Annotated in this window: 19 protein-coding genes; 8 read left to right on the forward strand and 11 right to left on the reverse strand. The window is 43.3% G+C overall.

All coding sequences use genetic code 11. The features are described 5' to 3' along the window. Window positions 1–5: 5 nt before the first annotated feature. From rlmD to cysM, 3 genes are read right to left on the reverse strand one after another with little or no spacing between them, the layout of a single operon-like run. Complete coding sequence (rlmD, locus tag E0H81_RS05135) at window positions 6–1409, reverse strand: 23S rRNA (uracil(1939)-C(5))-methyltransferase RlmD (protein ID WP_131317083.1); 1404 nt, start codon at window positions 1407–1409, stop codon at window positions 6–8. A gap of 6 nt (window positions 1410–1415) precedes the next feature. Continuing rightward, window positions 1416–2237, reverse strand: a complete 822-nt coding sequence (locus E0H81_RS05140; protein WP_131317085.1) for a 3'-5' exonuclease — start codon at window positions 2235–2237, stop codon at window positions 1416–1418. Window positions 2238–2259: 22 nt separating this feature from the next. Beyond that, complete coding sequence (gene cysM / locus E0H81_RS05145) at window positions 2260–3180, reverse strand: cysteine synthase CysM (protein WP_131317087.1); 921 nt, start codon at window positions 3178–3180, stop codon at window positions 2260–2262. Between the two features lie 153 nt (window positions 3181–3333). On the opposite strand from cysM, the gene E0H81_RS05150 reads away from it, so the two are divergent. From E0H81_RS05150 to rsfS, 5 genes are all read left to right on the forward strand, one after another. Then, window positions 3334–6144, forward strand: coding sequence for a GacS-like sensor histidine kinase (locus E0H81_RS05150; protein ID WP_131317089.1), 2811 nt, complete (start codon window positions 3334–3336; stop codon window positions 6142–6144). A gap of 132 nt (window positions 6145–6276) precedes the next feature. Beyond that, a complete protein-coding gene (locus E0H81_RS05155; RefSeq protein WP_131317091.1) occupies window positions 6277–7065 on the forward strand; it encodes a crotonase/enoyl-CoA hydratase family protein in 789 nt (262 codons plus the stop codon). Between the two features lie 36 nt (window positions 7066–7101). Further along, on the forward strand, window positions 7102–7968 hold the full coding sequence (locus E0H81_RS05160; protein WP_131317093.1) for an NAD(P)-dependent oxidoreductase: 867 nt from the start codon (window positions 7102–7104) through the stop codon (window positions 7966–7968). A 47-nt stretch (window positions 7969–8015) separates the two neighbouring features. Continuing rightward, entirely contained in the window at window positions 8016–8810 is a 795-nt protein-coding gene (locus E0H81_RS05165; RefSeq protein ID WP_131317095.1) for a hydroxypyruvate isomerase family protein, read from the forward strand. 77 nt (window positions 8811–8887) lie between these two features. Next, window positions 8888–9286 carry a ribosome silencing factor gene (gene rsfS / locus E0H81_RS05170; protein ID WP_131317097.1) on the forward strand — a complete coding sequence of 133 codons (399 nt, stop codon included), beginning with the start codon at window positions 8888–8890 and terminating at the stop codon, window positions 9284–9286. Window positions 9287–9393: 107 nt separating this feature from the next. Here rsfS and E0H81_RS05175 read toward each other — a convergent pair whose 3' ends face one another. The 5 genes from E0H81_RS05175 to E0H81_RS05195 all read right to left on the reverse strand — a co-directional run bounded on the left by E0H81_RS05175 (window position 9394) and on the right by E0H81_RS05195 (window position 14615). Further along, window positions 9394–9996 (reverse strand): hypothetical protein, encoded by a 603-nt coding sequence (locus E0H81_RS05175; RefSeq protein WP_131317099.1) that lies wholly within the window; start codon window positions 9994–9996, stop codon window positions 9394–9396. Between the two features lie 11 nt (window positions 9997–10007). Continuing rightward, window positions 10008–11342 (reverse strand): ammonium transporter, encoded by a 1335-nt coding sequence (locus E0H81_RS05180; protein ID WP_131317102.1) that lies wholly within the window; start codon window positions 11340–11342, stop codon window positions 10008–10010. A 352-nt stretch (window positions 11343–11694) separates the two neighbouring features. Continuing rightward, the gene (locus E0H81_RS05185; RefSeq protein WP_131317104.1) at window positions 11695–13149 is read right to left on the reverse strand and encodes an NAD(P)(+) transhydrogenase (Re/Si-specific) subunit beta; all 1455 of its coding nucleotides are present in this window, start codon (window positions 13147–13149) and stop codon (window positions 11695–11697) included. After that, window positions 13150–13476 carry a proton-translocating transhydrogenase family protein gene (locus E0H81_RS05190; RefSeq protein ID WP_067870431.1) on the reverse strand — a complete coding sequence of 109 codons (327 nt, stop codon included), beginning with the start codon at window positions 13474–13476 and terminating at the stop codon, window positions 13150–13152. 11 nt (window positions 13477–13487) lie between these two features. Then, a complete protein-coding gene (locus tag E0H81_RS05195) occupies window positions 13488–14615 on the reverse strand; it encodes a Re/Si-specific NAD(P)(+) transhydrogenase subunit alpha (RefSeq protein ID WP_131268220.1) in 1128 nt (375 codons plus the stop codon). A gap of 989 nt (window positions 14616–15604) precedes the next feature. Here E0H81_RS05195 and E0H81_RS05205 point away from each other — a divergent pair. Then, window positions 15605–16531, forward strand: a complete 927-nt coding sequence (locus tag E0H81_RS05205) for a DMT family transporter (protein ID WP_131317106.1) — start codon at window positions 15605–15607, stop codon at window positions 16529–16531. 239 nt (window positions 16532–16770) lie between these two features. Beyond that, on the forward strand, window positions 16771–17961 hold the full coding sequence (locus E0H81_RS05210) for an MFS transporter (protein WP_131268224.1): 1191 nt from the start codon (window positions 16771–16773) through the stop codon (window positions 17959–17961). 71 nt (window positions 17962–18032) lie between these two features. Here E0H81_RS05210 and E0H81_RS05215 read toward each other — a convergent pair whose 3' ends face one another. Beyond that, window positions 18033–18677: a HEPN domain-containing protein gene (locus tag E0H81_RS05215; RefSeq protein ID WP_131268226.1), complete on the reverse strand. Its 645-nt coding sequence runs from the start codon at window positions 18675–18677 to the stop codon at window positions 18033–18035. Between the two features lie 211 nt (window positions 18678–18888). Between E0H81_RS05215 and dusA the strand changes: the two genes are divergently transcribed. Next, window positions 18889–19908, forward strand: a complete 1020-nt coding sequence (dusA, locus tag E0H81_RS05220) for a tRNA dihydrouridine(20/20a) synthase DusA (protein ID WP_131317107.1) — start codon at window positions 18889–18891, stop codon at window positions 19906–19908. A gap of 204 nt (window positions 19909–20112) precedes the next feature. On the opposite strand, the gene E0H81_RS05225 is transcribed toward dusA, so the two are convergent. Both E0H81_RS05225 and coaBC read right to left on the reverse strand, forming a co-directional pair. Continuing rightward, window positions 20113–20490, reverse strand: a complete 378-nt coding sequence (locus tag E0H81_RS05225; protein ID WP_131317109.1) for a cytochrome b562 — start codon at window positions 20488–20490, stop codon at window positions 20113–20115. 193 nt (window positions 20491–20683) lie between these two features. Further along, window positions 20684–21949: a bifunctional phosphopantothenoylcysteine decarboxylase/phosphopantothenate--cysteine ligase CoaBC gene (gene coaBC, locus E0H81_RS05230; protein ID WP_131317111.1), complete on the reverse strand. Its 1266-nt coding sequence runs from the start codon at window positions 21947–21949 to the stop codon at window positions 20684–20686. Between the last annotated feature and the right edge of the window lie 103 nt (window positions 21950–22052).

Genomic DNA, 22052 nt, shown 5'->3' on the forward strand with positions numbered 1-22052 from the left:
CCTCTTTACTTATCATATTCTAAATCGTTTATTTCTTTGTCTTTTTCGAATAAGGCAATAGATTCGACATGTCCCGTATGGGTAAACATATCCATCACCCCCGCCTTTTTTAATCGATAGCCATGTTTCGCCAACACACCAGCATCGCGTGCCAATGTTGCAGGATTACATGACACATAAACGATTCTTTTTGCACCAAATTTGGGCACATAATGCATTATTTCCTCTGCACCGGAGCGCGGAGGGTCAATCAATAATGCATCAAATCCCTGTTTTGCCCAAGAATGATGCGAAAAATCTTTTGTTAAGTCTTGTGAATAAAAATGTACGTGAGTCATCGCGTTATTTTTAGCATTTTCTGCACCACGTTGAACCATTTCTTCACTTCCTTCAACAGCCACCACTTGCCCTGTTTCACCGACACAACGAGCAAGAGGTAAAGAAAAGTTTCCTAGACCACAAAATAAATCTAGAACGCGTTCACCTTGCTGCAACTGAAGCAAATCACATGCCAGCTTCAGCATTTGCGGATTAATCGTTGAATTCACTTGAGTAAAATCCAGCGGATTAAAGCCAAACTTTACATCAAATTCATCCACAGCATAATGCAATCGCATTGCAGCAGTCGGATCATCGACACGGTGTAAACTATCTGCACCGGCTGGTTGTAAATACAATTGCCACTGCTTGTTTAACGTAAACTGTTTTAATTGGTTGACATCATCTGCTGATAATTTTTCAGTATGACGCACCACCAGTGCAATATCTTCATCACCCATCGCCAATTCTATATGACCAATGGCTGCTTTGGCTTTTAGACTTTCGAGTAACTGTTTCAACGCAGAGATCGATCCAAATTCACGATCAAGCACCATACAGCGGTCGATAGAAATCAATTTATTACTTTGACGTTCACGGAAACCCACCACCAGTTTGTCTTTAGCTGGAATATAGCGTACTCCAATCCGGGCTTTACGACGGTAGTCTTCACGTTGCGAACGTAATGGTTCTAACCATTGTTCAGGTTGAATTCCGGCAAAATGTTCTAAATGCGATTTTAGAACATCCTGTTTTAAGCGAATTTGTTCATCTTGCTGAATGTGCTGCATATTACAACCGCCACACACGGTAAAATGTGGACATTTCGGTTCAATACGTGTTGCAGCAGGTGCGCTTAACAGCTCAATACTGTCCGCTTCTTCTAAACGTTTGACCACATTGGTAATTTGCGCTTTAACAGTCTCGCCAGGCAAGGCATAACTGATAAATACTTTTTTACCTTGCTTCTCACTTGGATGATCAGGATGTGTTCCATAGTGCGCTATCCCCCGTCCTTCGTGTGAAAGTGACTCAACCTGAAAAGTGTAAATCGGCTGTTGAGCTGGACGTGGCTTAGTTCTATGTTTCATGAATACCTAGAGTGTGGGAGATAAAAAGTCTGTAGCGGTAAATTCAGTACGTTGTGAAGTTTCACGCCATACGGCTAAAAAATCTGCATGTTGCGGTTGAGTCGATAAAAATTGGATGGTGCGCTGAACTGCCTCACGATAATCATTGAGTAAAAGCTGACCTTTTAATAATGACCAACGCAGGTAAATCAGCCAGGTATTGATGACATCGCCTTCGCAATAACTGGTGAGTTTTTGCCATTCTTGCTGACGTACATATTCAGGCACATGATAGGCGCCATCACCACGCTTACCCGGATAACCGAGTAAATGGGCGACATCATCCAGCTTTTGAAATTGGCGGCCATTAAACATCGCAATCACATCCATTAAATCGACATGACGATGGTGATAACGATTCTGGTAGTTATTATAGCGCTTTTGCTGATCAATTTCGCCCTGATCGAATAAACTTGGTGCAGATAACCCATGATACATGGCGCGAAACAGAATCACCGGCAAATCAAATTGCGAGCCATTCCAGCTAACCAAAGTCGGATGACGCTTGTCAAAAATCGAGAGAAATTTCTTCAAAATTTCCGCTTCAGTGTTCTGTTCCCGGCTAAATGAGAACATCTTCATGCCGCCTTGCTCATCAAACCATAAACCGGAAATACAGACAATTTCATGCAGGGCCATGCGTTGAAAGTCCATGCCGGATTCTTGACGACGCAATTTAATCAACGCCTGTTCCAGATCTGCTTCGGGCAAATCCAGACCATACAAATGCGCTCCCGATTTTAAATCGGTCAAGGTTTCTATATCGAAAATTAAAACAGGTAAGCGCATCTTAACTCACAAAAATTGAGATTTATTCAGGATCTTTTACAGAGAATAAACCGGTAGAAAGATAACGGTCGCCACGGTCACAGATGATACATACAATCACCGCACCCGGGTTTTCTTGGGCCAATTGAACTGAAGCCCAAACCGCACCGCCTGATGAAGTGCCAGCACTGATGCCTTCTTTGCGCGCCAGTTGACGTGCCATTTTTTCCGCTTCAATTTGCGGAATATCCATAATGCGGTCAACCCGCTTCGGGTCAAAAATGGTGGGAAGATATTCTTGTGGCCAACGGCGAATACCGGCAATATTTGAACCTTCAGCAGGTTGTAAACCCACAATTTGAATATCCGGATTTTGTTCTTTCAGGTATTTGGAAATCCCCATAATTGTGCCGGTCGTTCCCATGGAACTGACGAAATGGGTAATTTTACCGCCGGTTTGCTGCCAGATTTCAGGACCGGTGGTCAGGTAATGTGCTTCAACATTGTCTGGATTACCAAACTGATTGAGAACCAGGCCTTGACCGTCTTTTTGCATTTGCTGCGCCATATCGCGCGCTTCTTCCATGCTCGAAGATTCAATCAGTTCAGCACCGTAAGCACGCATCGCATCTTTACGTTCCTGACTTGAACCTGCAGGCATAATGAGTTTCATTTTGTAGCCACGCATCGCGGCAACCATAGCCAAGGCAATCCCTGTATTTCCGCTTGTCGCTTCAATTAACGTATCGCCTGGTTTGATTTGACCACGTTTTTCAGCTTGCATAATCATGTTATACGCTGGACGGTCTTTTACCGAACCTGCAGGATTATTTCCTTCAAGTTTAGCCAATACTGTTGCTTGAGTGTGACTTGCTAGACGTTGCAAACGCACCAGAGGCGTTTTGCCTACGTAGTGGTCTAACAAAAATTCGTCTGCTTGAAAATCAGGGGTGGTATTACTCATTATTTGCACCTATATCGAGGTGCACCTATTGTATGAAAAAATGCTCCCCGCTGCACCCATTTAGCAGGCTTTTTATTGAAAGTGTTTAAAGCGCAGTCAGTTTTAAATAAAGCATGCTAATATTCCGTGCATAGAAAATAAACTGCTTTAATCATGTCAAATATCAATAAAAAGTTATTTAAACGTCTACACTTAAATCATGCATATGGACAACTCATTGCACTGATTTTTGTGCCGATTATGATTTTGGCATGTGTCGGGGCATTGCTGGTTTTATCCGAAACCTCGAACGCATCGCGTGCGCAGCAGCGTCAAATGGCGATTGCCATTGTGACCCGTTATCAGCTCACCTCTGAAGCCGCAATCGACTTATTAAGCAGTTATCCATGGCAATATGATCAGGCACGTAATGCCATGCAGGTCATGCTGAATGAAAAATATTTAATTCGTGCCGCCATTATTGATGAAAAGGGTAGAAACCGTTTAAGTATTGGTTTTCAGGATCAGGAGCCTTGGCCAAAGATTGAATCTAAAGCCGCTTTTGTCGGCCCGATTCTGTATCATGATAATAATATTTATGCGCTCAAAATTAATGACCACACTCAAACGCCTGCACGACTGGTCATCGAACTGGATAACCAGCCGCTAGAAATTGCGCGTTATCGGGTGATGGTGGTGCTGATTGCAACCGGCTTACTGACCTTATTGCTGCTTTTATTGTGCCTGAATTTCTATTCGCGTCGCTGGATTGCCCCGATGTACGAAATTCGCATGCAATTACAACGCTTGAATGCCGATACGCTTGACCAGCACATGGTCATTAACAGTACTGGCGAGTTGCGTTTGCTGCAGCGTGATATTGCCAATGTGGTCAAACGCCTGCACTTCAGCTTTTTAGAACTCAAAGAACATACCGAACAGACCGAAGATGATTTACGCCGTACCTTAGATACTTTAGAAGTTCAGAACATTACCTATCGTCAGGCGCGTGACCAGGCGATTTCAGCCAACCAGTCCAAATCGGTGTTCCTGGCCAATATCAGCCATGAATTGCGGACTCCGCTGAACAGTATTGATGGCTTTATTCATTTATTGCTGCGTCAAGGCAACCTGAGCAACGAGCAAAATTTATATTTGCAAACCATTCGTAAATCATCGGCGCATCTTTTGGCCCTGATTAACGATGTACTGGATTTCTCGAAAATTGATGCCGGCAAACTGGAACTGGAAACTGCACCCTTTGATCTGGAAGAAGCCATTTTCGATGTGATGGACATGCTCTCGCCTCTGGCGGCACAAAAGCATATCGATATGGCTTTTTATTATGCCGACAATATTCCAACGCAAGTCATTGGCGATGCGCTACGCTTTAAACAGATTCTGACCAACCTGATTTCCAACGCGATTAAATTCACTCCAGACGGTGAAATTATTGTCCGTGCCCGTATGGAGCATGATGATATTGGGCAATGTCTGTTGCACTTTAGCGTGCAGGATAGCGGGATTGGCTTAAGTGGCACAGACCGTAAAAAACTGTTTGAATCTTTCTCGCAAGGTGATGCTTCGGTGACCCGTCAATTTGGAGGTACAGGACTCGGTCTGGCGATTTCCAAACAGCTGGTGCATTTGATGCAGGGGCAAATTGGTTTTGAAGATAATCAGGAACGTGCACCGACTGAAAAAGGTTCCACCTTCTGGTTTAGCGCCAGGTTTGCTGTAAATGACGAGATTGAAATTGTTCATCCTCACTTCGACAACATGCAGGTGGTGTCATATTTAGCCCATCCTGCAACGGCCAATATCTTGCGTCATTATCTGGAAAATTATGATGTGCATCATGTCGAAACCAGCTCGATTCTGGATTTATTTAGCCAACTGAATCAGTTCTCGGAAAGTGATGAAAATACCTGGCTGATTGTCGATCATAGTGGCGATGGCGAAGCCTTGCTCAAAGAAATTCGTAACCGTTATCATGGCAATATTGCAGTTTACGGTTATCAGATGGCGCTCGATCCGAACATGCTGAATGAATATCGCGCGCGTCCGCTGTATCAACCCTTGAGCCGTAGTGCCTTAATCCAGCTGCTCAGCAATCAACCGGTTTTCGAGCAGGATGTGCATGAAGAATTTAATGGCCAAGGCCTGCATGTCCTTGCTGTCGATGATCATTTACCCAATCTGATTGTGTTGGAAGCACTCTTGGGTGAACTCAATGTCAAGACCACCAAGGCTTTAAGCGGTCAAGAAGCGCTGGAAATCATTCAGAACCGGATTGAACAAGAGCTACCTGCATTTGATGTCATATTTATGGATATTCAAATGCCGGTGATGTCAGGAGTAGATACCACTCGCGCCATCCGTTCTCTAGAATCGACTTTAGAGAACCATAAACGCTTGCCGATTATTGCGCTGACGGCGCATGCACTGGCAGATGAGAAACAAAAGCTGTTGCAGGTTGGTATGGATGATTACGTCACCAAACCGATTCAAATGGATCAGATCACTCAAATTTTGACTCATTTGACCTCAGAAACCTTTAAAAAGGCCAAGAATGTTGATAAAGCCATCCTGATTGAAGCACTTGATCCGAATATTTTAGATTGGCAACAAAGCTTGCAACTGGCTGCTAACAAAGAAGATCTGGCGATCGATTTACTGAAAATGCTGGTCGACAGTTTTGCAACAGAACTGAGCGAGATGCAGCAGTTGATTGAAATGGAAGATTTCCCGCAACTGGAACATGTGCTGCATCGTTTATATGGTGCAACCCGCTATGTCGGTGCGCCTACCCTACAACAAGCCACCGGTGGATTTGAGCAGTTTGTTTCTTCTTTACGTAAAGAACGCCGTAAAGCCGACGAAACCTTTATTCAGGAAACACTGAATCATTTCGATGAATTGCAGTCGGTGATTCAGCAAGTTGAACAGGCATCGCAGCAGATTTTAAACAAACAGAATACTTAAACGGACTTATTCGAATGATGGAAGTCACGTCTATCTTTAGATGTGACTCTACTGTCATGGATCGTGGCATGTATCCAAGAAATGCCCGTGTTATGCTCAAAACAATAGAAAAAAATTACAGGTCTATACAACATGACGTTACTTCGCATCGAAAAAAATAATGGCATCGCAACCGTTTCTTTAAACCGTCCAGAAAAACGCAATGCAATGAGTTTTGCCTTGTTACGCGAACTGGTGAATGCGGCCAATAACATCAAAAAAGACCGCTCGATTCGTTGCGTTATTTTAACTGGCGAAGCGCATGTGTTTAGCGCCGGGATTGACCTTGCCGATTTAAATGCACCGAAAAACACGGCTTATGCGGCTTGGGAACTGATCAAACCGGGGCAAAGCCTATTTCAAAGAGCTTTCTTGATTTGGCAGGAACTGCCTGTTCCTGTGATTGCTGCGATTGAAGGATATTGCCTGGGTGCCGGGATGCAATTGGCACTGGCTGCGGATATTCGAATTGCGCATCCTGAAACTAAAATGTCGATTATGGAAAGCCGCTGGGGACTGGTGCCGGACATGGGACTGACTCGATCTATTAAAGGCATTATTAATGTCGATCTGGCAAAAGAGCTGACCTTGACCGGACGTATTTTCGATGCCAATTATGCCAAAGACATTGGTTTGGTGACGCATCTGGATGAATCGCCCATCAGCAAAGCCCAAGCCCTTGCTGAAGAAATGCTGCAACGCTCTCCTGATGCACTGACTGCAGCCAAGCGTGTACTCGATGCCATGGAACATGAACCGAAAAAATCTTTACGCCTAGAGAAAATCTGGCAACTGAAATTACTGTTGGGTAAAAACAGTAAATTGGCGCGTAAAAAAGACAAGAACCCGGAAGTTCAGTTTTTACCGCGCCAATATAAGTAAAATATCCCGATAACAGGATTGTGCAGAGAAAAACACATGAGTTTTGATCGTAATACAAAAATTGCATTTTTAGGCATGGGACTGATGGGCAGCCGAATGGCCACCCGACTGATTCAAGCCGGTTTTGAAGTGGCAGTCTGGAACAGAACAGCATCAGCTTGTGATGTGCTGGTTGATATGGGGGCCACTGCCCTAGACTTGCAAGAGATTGGACAATATCCTGTTATTTTGACCTGTCTGGCGGATGATGCTGCAGTGCAAGCAGTCTATGACCAAATTCAGAACCAGTTACAAACTGGACAAGTGATTGTGGATTTCTCAAGTTTATCCGTGGATCAAACCAAGACTTTGGCAGAGCAGGCAAAAACTCGCCAGGTACAGTGGATTGACTCCCCTGTTTCGGGTGGAACGGCAGGTGCTGAACAAGGAACCTTGGTCATTTTTGCCGGTGGTGACCTGCAAACCATCCAAAATTTATCGCTGATTTATAATGTACTTTCCCAACGCGTGACCCGCATGGGCGAAACAGGAACTGGGCAAGCGACCAAAATTTGTAATCAGTTAATTGTGGCTGCCAACAGTACTTTAATAGCCGAAGCAGTGGCTTTAGCGGCGCAAGCAGGCGTTGACACGACATTGCTTGCCCCTGCACTTGCCGGTGGTTTTGCCGACTCGAAACCTTTCCAGATTTTAACCCCGCGTATGGCAACCCATACTTTTGAACCGGTGCAATGGAAAGTTCAAACCCTCTCCAAAGATTTAAATAATGCAGTTCTGCTGGCGGAACAGTTCAATTTAAATATCCCTGTTGCAAAACAGGCATTATCGCAATTGAAAACGCACCAAAATAAAGGCTATGCTGAAGCTGATCTTGCGACTGTAATTCAACTTGTTGAATCTTAAGCATCTCATTTTCTAACGAGCAAGTTCTAACGAGCAAGGAGTAAGGCATGATTAAGCTGGCTGTAAATTTATCGATGATTTTTACTGAAGTGCCTTTGATTGAGCGCTTTGCTCTGGCTCATGCACAAGGTTTTCAACATGTGGAAATTCAGTTTCCCTATGAACTCAGCATTGAACAAATTCAAACCCAGCTGACCATCCATGACTTAAGCCTTTGCCTGATCAATGTGCCTGCGGGTGATTTAATGCAAGGTGGCAATGGTCTTGCTGGCGTACCAGGGATGGAACTTGAGTTTCATCGCGGTTTAGAACAAGCCATTCAATATGCCACCGCACTAAATGTGCCGAGCGTGAATATTTTAGCAGGCAAGCAACCGCTTGATGCCGACCTCTTGCCTTGTTTAAATACTTTGGCGAAAAATTTAAAACTTGCCTGTTCAATGCTGGGTGAACATCAGATTCAACCGGTATTTGAAATGATTAATGGCACGGATATGCCGCGCTTTCTGGTTCAGAACATTGCACAGGCGCAAGAAATGCTTGAAGCGGTACAAAACCCTGCCCTGAAAATGCAATATGACTGTTATCACATGGCCATGATGGGTGAAGAGGTATTTGAAGCGTTAAAAGAAAATATTCACGATATTGGTCATATTCAATTTGCCGACTGCCCGGGACGTCATGAACCCGATACGGCGCAGATTAATTTTGCAGAAATATTTCAATGGCTTAACCAGAGTACCTATACGGGCTATACAGCTGCAGAATATCGCCCTCAATCGCATTCAAACCATTCTTTTGCATGGAAAGATAAATATTTTGTAAAACATCCGCAAAGTTAAATTATGAACAGAATTGAAATTCGGCACTAAAACCGCTATATTACACGATGAGTTATTGTCCGGAAATAAAACCCTTTATGAATTTAGAACCATCGCCCAGCGCTTCTAATTCTCTCGATTACACAATGAATTCTCAAGCTAAAGATGTACAAGCTTGCTTAAAAGTTGTACATGAAGCCCTATTAGATGTAAAAGCAAAAGATATTCTTGAACTTGATGTCAGCGCGATTAGCAATGTAGCAGACTATATGGTCATTGCTAGCGGTACATCAACCCGTCACATTAAAGCCCTCGCAGATAATGTTGCTGAAGAAGCACGTAAAGCGGGTTTCCGCCCGATCGGCGTTGAAGGTGAACGTGATGCGGAATGGATCTTAATCGATCTCGGTTTTGTGGTTGTCCACGTTATGCTTCCAACTGCGCGTAAATTTTACGACCTTGAAAGCTTATGGCGTGCTACTCCAGAATCTGCTTAAAGCAAAAAAAAGCGACCATAAGGTCGCTTTTTTCATCTTGGTCATTCTATTCTTAGGATTCAGCCATTTCAGCTGACTGAAGCTTGATATCTTAAAGTCCACACCTTTTATAACAATTGATGTAAATCTACATCAGGATATTTAGTCTTGATGCTGGTCTTAACCCGTGCATAGAGTTGATCGGCTTTGGCGGGCCCATAGAACTCGCAATAACATTGATAAATCACGGTAATCACTTGCGCATAACGGGTCAGCGGCAAAAACTCCACAAATGCCGCCTGATTAATTTTTGCAGAACTCATAATTGCCAAGCCCATCTCTTGCAGCTGCTCTTTAACTTCCGTATTGAAGTCATTAAGATCAGTCACGGTCAGCATCACGGCATCAATAAAATCAAAAAAAGCTGCCGATAAGTTTTCTGAAATTAGGACTTCTGCTTGTACTTTCGGCTTGGTATCGAGTAACACTTGCTTTTCGACCGCCGACATTTCAGATAAAACCTGTTTAAGCATTTCTTTGCGATGGAAACGCAATTCATCACTATTACAAATTTCACTTAAGAAACGGTTAAGTACAAAAGAAGGTTTATCTCCATATTCCTGTTCCCAATAATGGAGCACCCGGTCCAGTACCGTGCCTTGCATATAAGGACTTAAACCATGTTCAATCGCTTGTTTCTTTTGCATTACACTGAGTAATTTATGTCTCATGGCTAAACTCCTTAATGGCGTTTGGTAATATCATCTGTTTCAAAAGTTACATCGCGCTGAAATTCGGGATAAGATAATTCTGCATGTTCGGTATAATCCAGACCACGCTGTTCATGCTGCGTACTGACACGTAAACCACCCAGAAGTTTGTCCAGCAGTTTGAATACAATTAAGGCAATGCCAAAACCCCAGGCAAATGCGACCATTACACCCAAGACCTGAATTGAAATAATTTGTGAATTAAACATATCGGTTTCAAAGAACAGGCCTGCAGCTACAGTGCCCCATGCCCCACAAAAACCATGTACAGTCACTGCATCGACCACATCATCCAGTTTTAATTTTTCCATTAATGTTGGCAAGATACTTACCAGCAAACCTGCAATTGTACCGGTCACGACTGCAAAGATTGGAGACATGGTTGCACAACCGGCTGTAATTCCCACCAAACCACCCAATGAGGCATTAATTGTCGTTTTTATGAGAATCGCCTTGCCACGCACTAAGCTATAGAGCATATAAGCTATAGCGCCAGCACATGCGGCCAAATGGGTATTCAAAGCAATTCGGCCTATACTGACATTGGCATTGACTGTTGAGGCTGCATTAAAACCAAACCATGCCAGCCACAGGATAAATCCACCTAAAGCAACTAAGGGCATGTTATGTCCTGCCAAATGGTGAACTTGCCCATTACGTCCAAAACGTCCCAGACGCGGGCCCAACACAATGATGCCTGCCAATGCCACCCAGCCACCAATTGAATGCACTACGGTTGAACCGGCAAAGTCGATAAAACCTAAAGCTTTTAACCAGCCCGCACCCTCAAAGATGCTGCCCCATGCCCAGCTGCCAAAGACCGGATAAATCAAGCCACTCACCACGGCAGCACTGACCACATATGCCACAAAATGGATTCGTTCAGCCATGGCACCACTGGCAATGGTGGTTGCGGTTGCAGCAAACATCATTTGGAAGAATAATAAATTCCAATGCCAATCATCCATCACATTGGGTGCAAAATGAGTGGTGCCGATCCAGCCTGAAGCATTGACCCCGAACATCAAACCGAAGCCAAGCAACCAGAACACGAGTCCCCCAAGACAGGCATCCATATAATTCTTCATCAAAACATTGATGGTATTTTTACTGCGAACAGAGCCACTTTCTATCAGCGCAAAACCGGCCTGCATAAAGAACACCAGAATCCCGCCCATCACTACCCATACGCTGTCAAGCGACAACCGTATTTCTTGAATATTGGCTGTATTTGTTGCACCTTCACTGGCCAATACAGGCAATGAAAATACCGATAACAGCAATACGAGATACTTTATTATTTTCATGAACAGTCCCCTAAAACCTATTTACGAATTAGCAAAAGAAATGCCAAGTTCAAGGGGAATATTTTTTTATTTTAAAATGTTATTAAACAGGCCAATTTTAAAGTTGTTTTTACATTATGCGAATAAGCTTTCATAATTTTTTTAAATCAAAAATAAAAATAGAGACTTAACTGCCATGTTATGACGCATTTTAGCTATGTCTTTCTGCAATAGCGCACCAAACAAGATGAAAAGTTAACCGATTTCTAAAGAAGTCTCTCATTATTCTCATTTACTTTATAGCTTTAAAAATTCTCCATTTAAAAAATAAAAAACCACCCGAAGGTGGTTTTTTGACATTCAAGTTTAAGAATTAGTGTCCGCCGCCATTAATTGCTTTGGTCATATCTTCTACAACTTTCTTAGCATCACCAAAGATCATCATGGTCTTCTCGTTATAGAACAAGTCATTATCCAAACCTGCATAACCCGTTGCCATAGAACGCTTGATCACCATGATGGTACGTGCTTTATGCGCTTCCAGAATTGGCATCCCGTAAATTGGTGAAGTTGGATCATCTTTTGCCGCAGGGTTAACCACGTCATTTGCACCAATCACCAGAACCACGTCAGTTGCAGGGAAATCTGTGTTGATTTCATCCATTTCCAGGATGTCTTCATAGGCCACGTCCGCTTCTGCAAGCAGTACGTTCATGTGACCCGGCATACGGCCTGCCACTGGGTGAATCGCAAAACGGACTTTTACGCCTTGTTCTTTCAAAATTTCGCACAGTTCTTTTACTGCATTTTGTGCACGACCTTGCGCCATACCATAACCCGGTACAATCACAACACTGTCTGCATTTGACATCAGGAAGCCGGCATCATCTGCTGAACCTGAACGGTGATTACGTTGAACTTTTTCACCATTATCTGCTGCTGCAACTGCTGTACCACCCATTGCACCACCAAACAATACGTTGATGATGGAACGGTTCATCGCTTTACACATGATGTAAGACAGAATCGCACCTGATGAACCCACCAGCGAACCTGCAACGATCAGCATGTTATTTTCAAGCGTGAAACCAATACCTGCTGCTGCCCAACCCGAGAATGAGTTCAAAAGTGATACCACTACTGGCATATCACCGCCACCGACAGGTGCAATCCATACCCAACCAAATGCGAGCGCAAGACCCGTCATTGCCCAGAATGCCGTCATATCACCCGTTAAGAAGAACTGAACACCGAAACCGAGCATGGCAAGGAAAATGATCGCTTGTACCGGTTTAACCCAGCTACCCGAAATCGTTTTTGCCCATTTTTTCGCAGCCAACTTGCCATAGGCAAATACAGAAGCTGTAAAGGTAATTGCACCCACAAAACAGCCCACAAACAATTCAAATAAATGAACTTTGCTCATGTGTGCATGCTGAACACCAGCCGCTTCCAAAGCAGTCTGATTTTGAGTAAACAATGCTGTCAGCTGGTTATTATGTAGAATTGCGGCAACCGCAATTAAAACTGCTGCCAAACCGACCAATGAATGCATCAGTGCCACAGTTTCAGGCATTTGTGTCATTGGAACAGTACGTGCACGTGCAATACCGACCACACCACCAAGGACCATCGCGCCAATAATCATCCAGACCACAGGATGCTCAGCAACAAAGAATGTCGTGATCACAGCAATCGCCATCGCGATCATGCCGTAACGGTTACCCTGAATCGCTGTCTTAGGACCAGACAAGCCACGAAGCGTTAAGATAAAAAGAACGGCGCCTACCAAGTAGAACCAATCCGCATAGTCTCGAATAAATTCCATTTATGAACCCTCTTTTTTCTTTTGCTTCGGCTTAAACATTTCAAGCATACGTGCAGTTACTGCAAAGCCACCGAAAATGTTGATACTTGCCAAGAACACAGCGATAGCACCTAAAATGCTCACAATGTTAATGCTTTGGAAAGCTACGTTGGCATCGACACCAATCACCGGCAAGCCGACAGTTTGAATCATTGCACCGACCACAATAATGGAAGACAGTGCATTGGTCACAGCCATCAGTGGCGTGTGTAAAGCGGGTGTTACGCCCCAAACTACGTAGTAACCTACGAAGATGGCAAGGACGAAAATTGTAATCGTTTCAACCATGATCTATCTCCTTAACCACGCTTTAACAGCACTTGGCCGCCATGAGCGACGAGTAGCGCTTTCTGAATTTCTTCTTCTGGATTAATGACAAAGTTCTTGTCTTGATCAAAAAGAGTTTCCAGGAAATTAAAAACATTACGTGCATAAAGTGCTGAAGCTTCAGTCGCCACGGTTGCCGGAATATTTGGAATGCCTAAAATGGTCACGCCATTATCGGTCACGACATTTTCGCCGCACTTAGAGCCTTCAACGTTACCGCCTGATTCAACCGCCATATCCAGGATGATTGAACCCGGTTTCATTTTGGCCACAGTTTCAGATTTGATTAAACGCGGTGCATCACGGCCTGGTAAAAGCGCAGTGGTAATCACGATATCCGCATTGGAAACGGCTTTGTCAACAATTGCTGCCTGGTCTTTGATGTATTGTTCACCTGGCATCCATCCATAACCGTTTTTAGCAGCATCGGCAGCTTTCTGCTTTTCTTCGTCAGACATTGGCACGTCTAACCATTTACCACCTAAAGACTCCACCTGATCGCGAGCGGTTGGACGTAAATCTGTTGCCTCAACTACCGCACCCAAGCGCTTCGCAGTTGCAATCGCTTGCAAGCCTGCAACACCCACACCCATAATCACCACGCGGGCAGGTTTAACCGTACCTGCAGCAGTCATCAGCATTGGGAACATGCGTTGGTATTCTGCCGCAGCCAAAAGCACCGATTTATAACCGGCCAAGTTGGCTTGCGAAGACAATACGTCCATGTTTTGTGCGCGGGAAAGCGTACGGGGTAAAAGCTCTAAAGCAAATGCAGACACCTGCGTGGATGCAAATTGGTCAAGTTCAGTATTGCGGTACGGATCAAACATCGCGATTACTGCGGTGTTTGGAGCAAGTTTTTGAATTTCCTCGCCTTTAGGCGCGCGAACTTTCAAAATAATCTGGCTGCCGGTATAGGCATCATCGGTAATTTTGGCACCGACTTGTTCATATGCACTGTCAATATAAGCGGCTTTAACACCTGCTCTACGTTCAATGACCACTGTATGACCAGCACTGATCAACTTCTTTACTGTTTCTGGCGTTGCTGCCACACGATTTTCACCGACAACAGTTTCGGTTGGGATTCCGATCTGCATGAGCCTTCCTCAAGCTAATTTTTCTTAAGTAAACATTGCATTTAGCAATGTTTCCCCCTAGATGCATTTTTGTTGAATTTTTGGATTCTAATTGAACTTTTTTAAATTACCACCCAATATTTATTTAATAAATACCCACATTCTGAACTGGTGATTCATAAAAATAATCATACGATAGGGCATTTATGAGTTTCGCTTTAAATAAACCTGCTTTTATTCCCTTAAATGTCATTGCAACACTTTCCATTTTTTTGTATTTAGACGCTGCTGTCGATTTTTTTAACATGATTTTAAAAATTTCGAATTGATCATTCTGACAATTTAAACTTTTTCTTTAAATAAAACCTTGATTTGAAGATGCCCCGATTTGGGGCTAAAACGGCCTATTTAAACGCTACTTTTAATAAAATTGGATAAAGTGACATAATGTACAGACGGATTAAGCATAAAATCTGTCTGTTCTTAAAAGATCATTTCTAAAAATTAGCGACAAAGTAATGATCAAGTAATCTCTGTTGTTCTTTATTTCAATTGTTATTTTAGTCAATCAAGTTGTACTCGCCATAAGTCTAATCAGATCAAAAAAATATTGATTTTTTTTTTGCTGACCATTTCGCTTGATGATGATTTAAGCGTATTTTTGACTAAGTGGCTGTTTTTCGCACCATTTTAGGGCGAATTGTAGATATTTACTCCAATATTGCTATTTCTACTGATAAAAACCACCCAATTTCAGCCTTTTATCTTTTTTTCTACACTACATTCAGCTCATTCATCGGATCTTTGCGAAGAATCTTGCCTTAATTGAGTCCAGCCTCTTTCTGTGATCGCTACTTTGTTGAAATAAATTAAATTCATAAAAAGGGATTCATTCCGAATTGGAATCTTGACCATCATATTTTTGCATTTCACCTCATCCGTTAAAAACTTTATAATTCACATTTCTACACCGCCTCTTTGATACTTAAAACATGCCCCAAGTAGGTAAAATGAAACTGAGTCTAACAACAACACAATTAGGTTCATTATTCGCTGTTTGTGCCGCCTTTTTGTTTAGTACTAAAGCGATTTTTATTAAACAGACCTATGCACTCTCCCCGCTGGTGGATGGCACCGTGCTGATGGCTTTAAGAATGGCCAGTGCATTGCCTTTTTTCCTGCTCATTTGCTGGTTAAGCCGACATCAGAGTAAAAACCTGAGCAGTAAAGACTGGGGCTTGCTGATCCTTGCAGGCTTGATCGGTTATTACCTGGCGAGCTGGCTGGATTTCGCCGGGCTGATGTATATCAGTGCTTCACTGGAACGGATTATTCTATTTTTATATCCTACGATGACGGTTCTGGCTTCAAGCATCATCTACAAACAACGCTTAAGCTTTAAAAGCCTGTTTGCAATTTTGCTCAGTTATGGCGGTACCGTAATTGTGATGTTGCAGGAACAAAGCAATGTTCCGCATCAAAGTAATTTCTGGCTGGGTGCGAGTCTGGTTTTTGCCAGTGCTGTGGCCTTTGCAAGCTACCTGTTGTTGACGCCGCGACTGATTCAGAAATTCGGTTCATGGAACTTTACTGGTCTTGCGCTGAGCATTGCCTGTATTGGCACACTGACCCATTACTTGATTGCAATCCCGAATCCGATTGGCTTACTTGCGCAGTTACCCAGTGCCGTCATCTGGTATGGCGTTGGACTGGGTTTTATGGTCACGGTTTTACCTACCGTATTATTGATGCAGAGTATTGAGCGCCTAGGTGCGTCGCAATCTGCCATGATTGCGTCAATTGGTCCCATTCTGACCATTATTTTGGCCACCTTTTTCTTGGGTGAAAAAATGAATGCAATTCAATGGTTCGGCTGTGGCTTGAATATTGTCGGTGTGATGATGATTACCTTATCGAAAAAGAAACTCGCCCACTAAACGGATTCAGCAAAATGCTGTGGATACGACAATTCTAAGAATTTTTAGGAAGATATTCATAGTCTCCCCAAATAGCCTTCTGCAAAATAACAGTTTTGAATACGGGCAATGGAATACGATGGCAAAGATCAAGCTTCGCCTGCTTGTATACTCATTCCTGTTCGGTGTCTTGCTATACTCCTGCTGATTGAAATAAAGCAGCCACTGATTGCCGCTAACACATTAAGCAAGGGACTTTTATGAACACTTCTCTCGACATTAGCCAAGATAAAGCTTTGCTCTGGCTAATGGCTATTGCTTGTGGTTTATGTGCGGGAGCAAACTATTACTGCCAGCCTTTGATTTCATCCATCCAGCAGTATTATCAGGTTCCTGAATCCCAAGTGGCACTTACCGTTACCTTTGCCCAGATCTCCTATGCATTGGGTTTACTGTTTATTGTGCCTTTGGGCGACATGCTGAATAAAAGCAAACTCATTCCCTTTCTGATGCTGGGTGCAGCCGTGGGCTTATTTATTTGTGCCAGTGCCGTGAATCTGCCGATGCTTTGGATTGGAACCATTATTGCGGGACTTTTTTCTGTGGCTGCACAGATCCTGATTCCCTTGGCCACCATGGCGGTGAAACCGGAAAAAACCGGAGAAGTGGTCGGCTTCCTGATGAGCGGTTTGCTGGTCGGCATTCTGCTTTCGACCAGTATTGCAGGATTATTGTCCGACCTGTTTCACTGGAAAATGATCTATGTGGTCAGTGGCATCGCCATGCTGGGCTTAAGTTTCTATTTAAAAGGTAAATTGCCGAGTCTGCCACGTCTGAGAATAAGCTATGCAGCTATTTTTAAATCCATGGCCATATTATTAAAACAGGAACCACGCCTGGTGTTGCGCTCGCTTACAGGAGCCTGCGCTTTTGCTGCCATGAGTATGCTGTTTTCTACCATTGCCCTGTTGCTCACCCAAAAACCCTTTCAGCTTTCTGATGTCATGGTCGGTCTGGTCACGCTGGTCGGCGTGTTTGGTGCGCTTTCGACTCAGGTGATTGGTAAATGGGCCGATCGCGGCCATATCAAAACACTGAGCTGGATCGGTTGTTCTATCCTGATTGGTAGCTGGCTGTTTCTATATTTCGGTGCAGTGTCTTTACTGAGTTATATTCTGGGCTATGGGCTGATTAATTTGGGCTTGGCAATCACGCATAGCTGTAACCAGAACGTGATTTTTCGCTTACGCCCGGATGCCAAATCCCGGGTCAATTCACTTTATATGACCTTGTATTTTATTGGCGGTGCCTGCGGTTCTGCACTTGGTGTTTATACCTGGCACCATGGTGGATGGAGCATGACCTGTATCGCAGGACTCTGCCTGGTGATCTGTTCCGCCTTGTTTGCTTTACTGGATATGCGTTATCACGCCAAAGTCCAGCTGCTCTGATTAAAAAAGTCTCTTATTAAAGAGACTCTTACTCAGCGTGAATTAAACTTTTCATTGTTTTAGATCAGTCATTAAGACACTTGCACCATCGGATAAAACGGTTTGCCCAAATCTAGCGTCTGGGCATTTTCAAGCAAGACCAATATAAACATCGGTAACAATGCCGCCAGAATATTACAGGCATCCTGAAGCTGTTTACGGTTCACCGAGCTATTATAAGTCGCCCCGCCATGGATCATCTGGTTGCGTAAGGTATAAAGACGATTAAAAATCACGAACAGAATATCGACCGAAGCTTTTTCCTGTAAGGCCCGATGTACCTTCTTTTTTTCCTGCTCGAAATCTTCTTTCCAGGTGACCTGACTGATTTTTTGATTTTGAAAATCCCAGAATCCTTGATACACGTAAGGATTTTCCAATAGCAGGCGAATCGGATGGCTAAATTTATCCCAGAGAATATTATAAATTTTAAATTCCTGATCTTTTTGGCAGATTAAATATAAGAACTGGCGTAATGACTGTTTGTCTTGGGTAATGGCAACATCCTGCGCATAAATGGCATTAAACGAGATCCAGAGACTCATAAATTTAAGATCAAGATCGCTATCAAGTTCAATTGATTTTTTTAACCAGCTTAACCCACGATGAATTCTTAGATTAAAGTAATCTGAATGTTCTGCTTTTTTACTTTTAAAGATTTCTTCCAAAAGCATCATGTGTTGTTCTCATACTTTATTCTTCTCATAATTAAACATACTCAATTTTGTAAAATTTACAAGATAAGAACTCAGATACTTTATTGTTTTATATTGGATAATCTATATACAAAAAAATAGCGTATCGCCTATCCTTTATGCTGTGTTGTTGCTTTGATCACAAAGCACGTATAATCCGCGCTTCGGTTTTTCATCATTTCAGGTTTACGCCATGACTGCTCTCCAATCTTTACAGCCCCGCATTTCTGTCGCGCCGATGATGGATTGGACAACTCGTGACTATCGCTTTTTTGCCCGTCTGTTTAATCCAAACATCATTATGTATACCGAAATGGTGACCACGGGCGCCATCATTCATGGTGATGCTAAACGTCATCTGGACTTTAATCATCAAGAACATCCGATTGTGTTACAGCTTGGCGGCTCAAATCCACAGGATTTAGCCACCTGTAGCAAGATGGCGCAAGACTGGGGTTATGATGAAGTCAACCTGAATGTCGGCTGTCCAAGTGATCGCGTGCAGAACAATAAAATTGGCGCGTGTTTAATGGCAGAGCCAGACCTGGTTGCGGAATGTATTGCTGAAATGCGTAATGCTGTGGATATTCCGGTGACGGTGAAACACCGGATCGGGATTGACGACATGCAGTCTTATGAAGAAATGCTGCATTTTGTCGACACCGTGGCCAAAACCGGTTGCAACAACTTTATCGTGCATGCCCGTATTGCCCTGCTGCAGGGTTTATCGCCTAAGGAAAACCGCGATGTTCCGCCGTTGCGTTATGAAGATGTCTACCGTTTAAAACAGGAACGTCCCAACCTGCTGATTGAGATTAACGGCGGAATCAAAACCTTAGCTGAAACTCAAGAACACTTAAAACATGTTGATGGCGTGATGATTGGTCGTGAAGCCTATCACAACCCTTACCTGTTGGCTGAACTGGGGCAACTCTGGAATTTAGAAGCGCCAGACCGTTTTGACATTATGGCGCAAATGATGCCGTATATTGCCAAGCGCATGCAAGAAGGCGCACCGCTTTCGATTATTAGCCGTCATATTTTAGGTTTGTTCCAGAACTTGCCGGGTGCACGTAAATGGCGTCAGGCTTTAAGTGGCGGCAATGCCAAAACTTTAAAAGATGTGGAAACGGCATTAATCAATATTCAGGAAGCCATGCAACGCACTGAAGATTATTTAAAAGAAAATCAGGCTGATCTGGTTTCAAATTAATTGAATATATTCATGAGCAACAATGCCAGTCCATTTAGAAATGGGCTGGCATTTTTTTTGAATCTTGATTCAGGCGCTGCCTTTATATTCTGCTGATTAAAGAAGTTTGATACAGCTTGCTATGACAATCAGTAAAAAAACTGTTGGCTTAGCTTAATCTAGATTTTCACCCTTCTTAATTCTGAACAATAAATATGGATAAAATCAGTGATGATTATAAACAGCATGTCCCTGTTCTTTAACCGCTGCAATTTTCTTGCCTTCCACTTTGGCCTGATCTAATTTGCCGTCTTGGACCAATAATCTGGTTTCCTCAATCTCTGCCAGCAATTGATCATATAAAGCATCTGAGGTCGGTGCGCTTGCATCATGGTTTTTCAATTTCACTCGTTTTGCATCTAAAGCTGCAGCTTTCATTTGATCCAGCGCTTTCATAGCATCGTTCTGATTTTCTGCCTTGTTAAACATTTTAAAGTTTTTGGCAAGGGTATTCATATTCTGTTCAAGCTTGGCTGAAAAACTCAGGCTGCTGAACGATAAAGCGACAGACAGTGTCACTGTGGTTAAAGTTTTTTTGATCATGTTGATGTCCTTTTAAAGATCCATTTAAAAATTGTGATTATTGTTCAGTGGTTATTATTACAGGGGTTACTGTTCAGTTGTTATTGTTGCGGTTTAATTGTTCTGAATATTTGATTTTAAGCATTAAACATAATGTAAATTCCATAAAAAATGCAACGGATTCGTTGCATTTTAATCAATGGCTTCAGCTTTTTTAAACCGGTTCTATTTCATGGTGCAAGGCATCATGAATCGCTTCGACCAGTTGCTGCGCAATTTCTTGTTTGGATGCTTTTTCCAGATCACGCTTCTGCATGTGATACTGCTCGGCAAAGAACACAATCATGGCATTTTCATCAGAGGCAAAACCGATGTCAGCACGTGATACATCATTACAGGCAATCATGTCGAGTTTTTTCGCAACCAGTTTACCGGCTGCATATTCTTCGACATTACGGGTTTCTGCGGCAAATCCGACCATAAAGGGACGTTTTTGTTGCTGTGCAATGGTCGCCACAATATCTGGATTTTTAATTAACGAAACATTCAGCTCATCACCGGCTTTCTTGATTTTATGTTCCGCAACTTCAGCCACGCGATAATCCGCCACCGCTGCTGTAGCAATAAAGATATCGCAACCTTCATCCAGCATCTGCATGCTGATGTCCAGCATTTGCACCGCAGAGGAAACATTCATTCTGCGTACACCATTCGGTGTATCTAGGCTGACCGGTCCTGCAATCAATGTCACTTTCGCACCAGCCGCATAACAGGCCGCAGCCAAGGCAAAGCCCATCTTGCCGGTACTATGGTTGGAAATATAACGGACTGGATCCATCGCTTCACGGGTCGGTCCTGCAGTCACCACCACATGCTTGCCAGCCAGCATGCCAAATTTTTCGGCAATGGCACGTTGTGCTTTATGGAAATATTCTGTCACTTGGCGTGCCAGATCTTCCGGCTCAGGCATACGGCCCAAACCGACATCACCACAGGCTTGAGAGCCGGCATCCGGCATAATCACATGTACGCCATCTTGAACCAGCGTATTTAAATTACGCTGTGTGGCTTTGGCGGCCCACATTTGCTGATTCATGGCAGGGGCAACCCAAACCGGAGATTTAGTCGCCAGATATAAAGTGCTTAACAAGTCATCTGCCAAACCTGCAGCAAATTTCGCTAAAGTGTTACAGCTTGCAGGTGCAACCAGCAATAAATCGGCCCAACGCGCCAACTCAATATGCCCCATCCCCGCTTCGGCTTCAGGATTAAGTAATTCAGTGTGTACCGGATTTCCCGACAAGGCTTGGAATGTTAGCGGTGTAATAAAAGCTTGCGCACCTTGCGTCATCACCACACGGACATTAAAGCCCACATCTTTTAAACGACGAACTAAAATGGCACTTTTATAGGCCGCGATACCGCCAGTTACAGCTAAAACAATGTTTTTATTTGGAATCACACTCAAATCGAAGCTCACAAACAGGCTACCTTTGTGTTGCAGTGGCGCTCACAATATCATTAAATAAACTCATGCCCAAGTCAGCACTTAGGCCTAATCACTCTCACTAATAATAAAAAAG

The organism is Acinetobacter terrestris (assembly GCF_004331155.1).
Classification (GTDB): domain Bacteria; phylum Pseudomonadota; class Gammaproteobacteria; order Pseudomonadales; family Moraxellaceae; genus Acinetobacter; species Acinetobacter terrestris.

Coding starts and splice junctions, on each gene's coding strand:
- dusA (WP_131317107.1), top strand. CDS start 18,889: ATGACTGCTCTCCAATCTTTACAGCCCCGCATTTCTGTCGCGCCGATG.
- E0H81_RS05205 (WP_131317106.1), top strand. CDS start 15,605: ATGAAACTGAGTCTAACAACAACACAATTAGGTTCATTATTCGCTGTT.
- E0H81_RS05225 (WP_131317109.1), bottom strand. CDS start 20,490: ATGATCAAAAAAACTTTAACCACAGTGACACTGTCTGTCGCTTTATCG.
- rlmD (WP_131317083.1), bottom strand. CDS start 1,409: ATGAAACATAGAACTAAGCCACGTCCAGCTCAACAGCCGATTTACACT.
- E0H81_RS05185 (WP_131317104.1), bottom strand. CDS start 13,149: ATGGAATTTATTCGAGACTATGCGGATTGGTTCTACTTGGTAGGCGCC.
- E0H81_RS05155 (WP_131317091.1), top strand. CDS start 6,277: ATGACGTTACTTCGCATCGAAAAAAATAATGGCATCGCAACCGTTTCT.
- E0H81_RS05215 (WP_131268226.1), bottom strand. CDS start 18,677: ATGATGCTTTTGGAAGAAATCTTTAAAAGTAAAAAAGCAGAACATTCA.
- E0H81_RS05180 (WP_131317102.1), bottom strand. CDS start 11,342: ATGAAAATAATAAAGTATCTCGTATTGCTGTTATCGGTATTTTCATTG.
- E0H81_RS05195 (WP_131268220.1), bottom strand. CDS start 14,615: ATGCAGATCGGAATCCCAACCGAAACTGTTGTCGGTGAAAATCGTGTG.
- E0H81_RS05140 (WP_131317085.1), bottom strand. CDS start 2,237: ATGCGCTTACCTGTTTTAATTTTCGATATAGAAACCTTGACCGATTTA.
- E0H81_RS05190 (WP_067870431.1), bottom strand. CDS start 13,476: ATGGTTGAAACGATTACAATTTTCGTCCTTGCCATCTTCGTAGGTTAC.
- E0H81_RS05150 (WP_131317089.1), top strand. CDS start 3,334: ATGTCAAATATCAATAAAAAGTTATTTAAACGTCTACACTTAAATCAT.
- cysM (WP_131317087.1), bottom strand. CDS start 3,180: ATGAGTAATACCACCCCTGATTTTCAAGCAGACGAATTTTTGTTAGAC.
- E0H81_RS05175 (WP_131317099.1), bottom strand. CDS start 9,996: ATGAGACATAAATTACTCAGTGTAATGCAAAAGAAACAAGCGATTGAA.
- E0H81_RS05160 (WP_131317093.1), top strand. CDS start 7,102: ATGAGTTTTGATCGTAATACAAAAATTGCATTTTTAGGCATGGGACTG.
- E0H81_RS05165 (WP_131317095.1), top strand. CDS start 8,016: ATGATTAAGCTGGCTGTAAATTTATCGATGATTTTTACTGAAGTGCCT.
- rsfS (WP_131317097.1), top strand. CDS start 8,888: ATGAATTTAGAACCATCGCCCAGCGCTTCTAATTCTCTCGATTACACA.
- E0H81_RS05210 (WP_131268224.1), top strand. CDS start 16,771: ATGAACACTTCTCTCGACATTAGCCAAGATAAAGCTTTGCTCTGGCTA.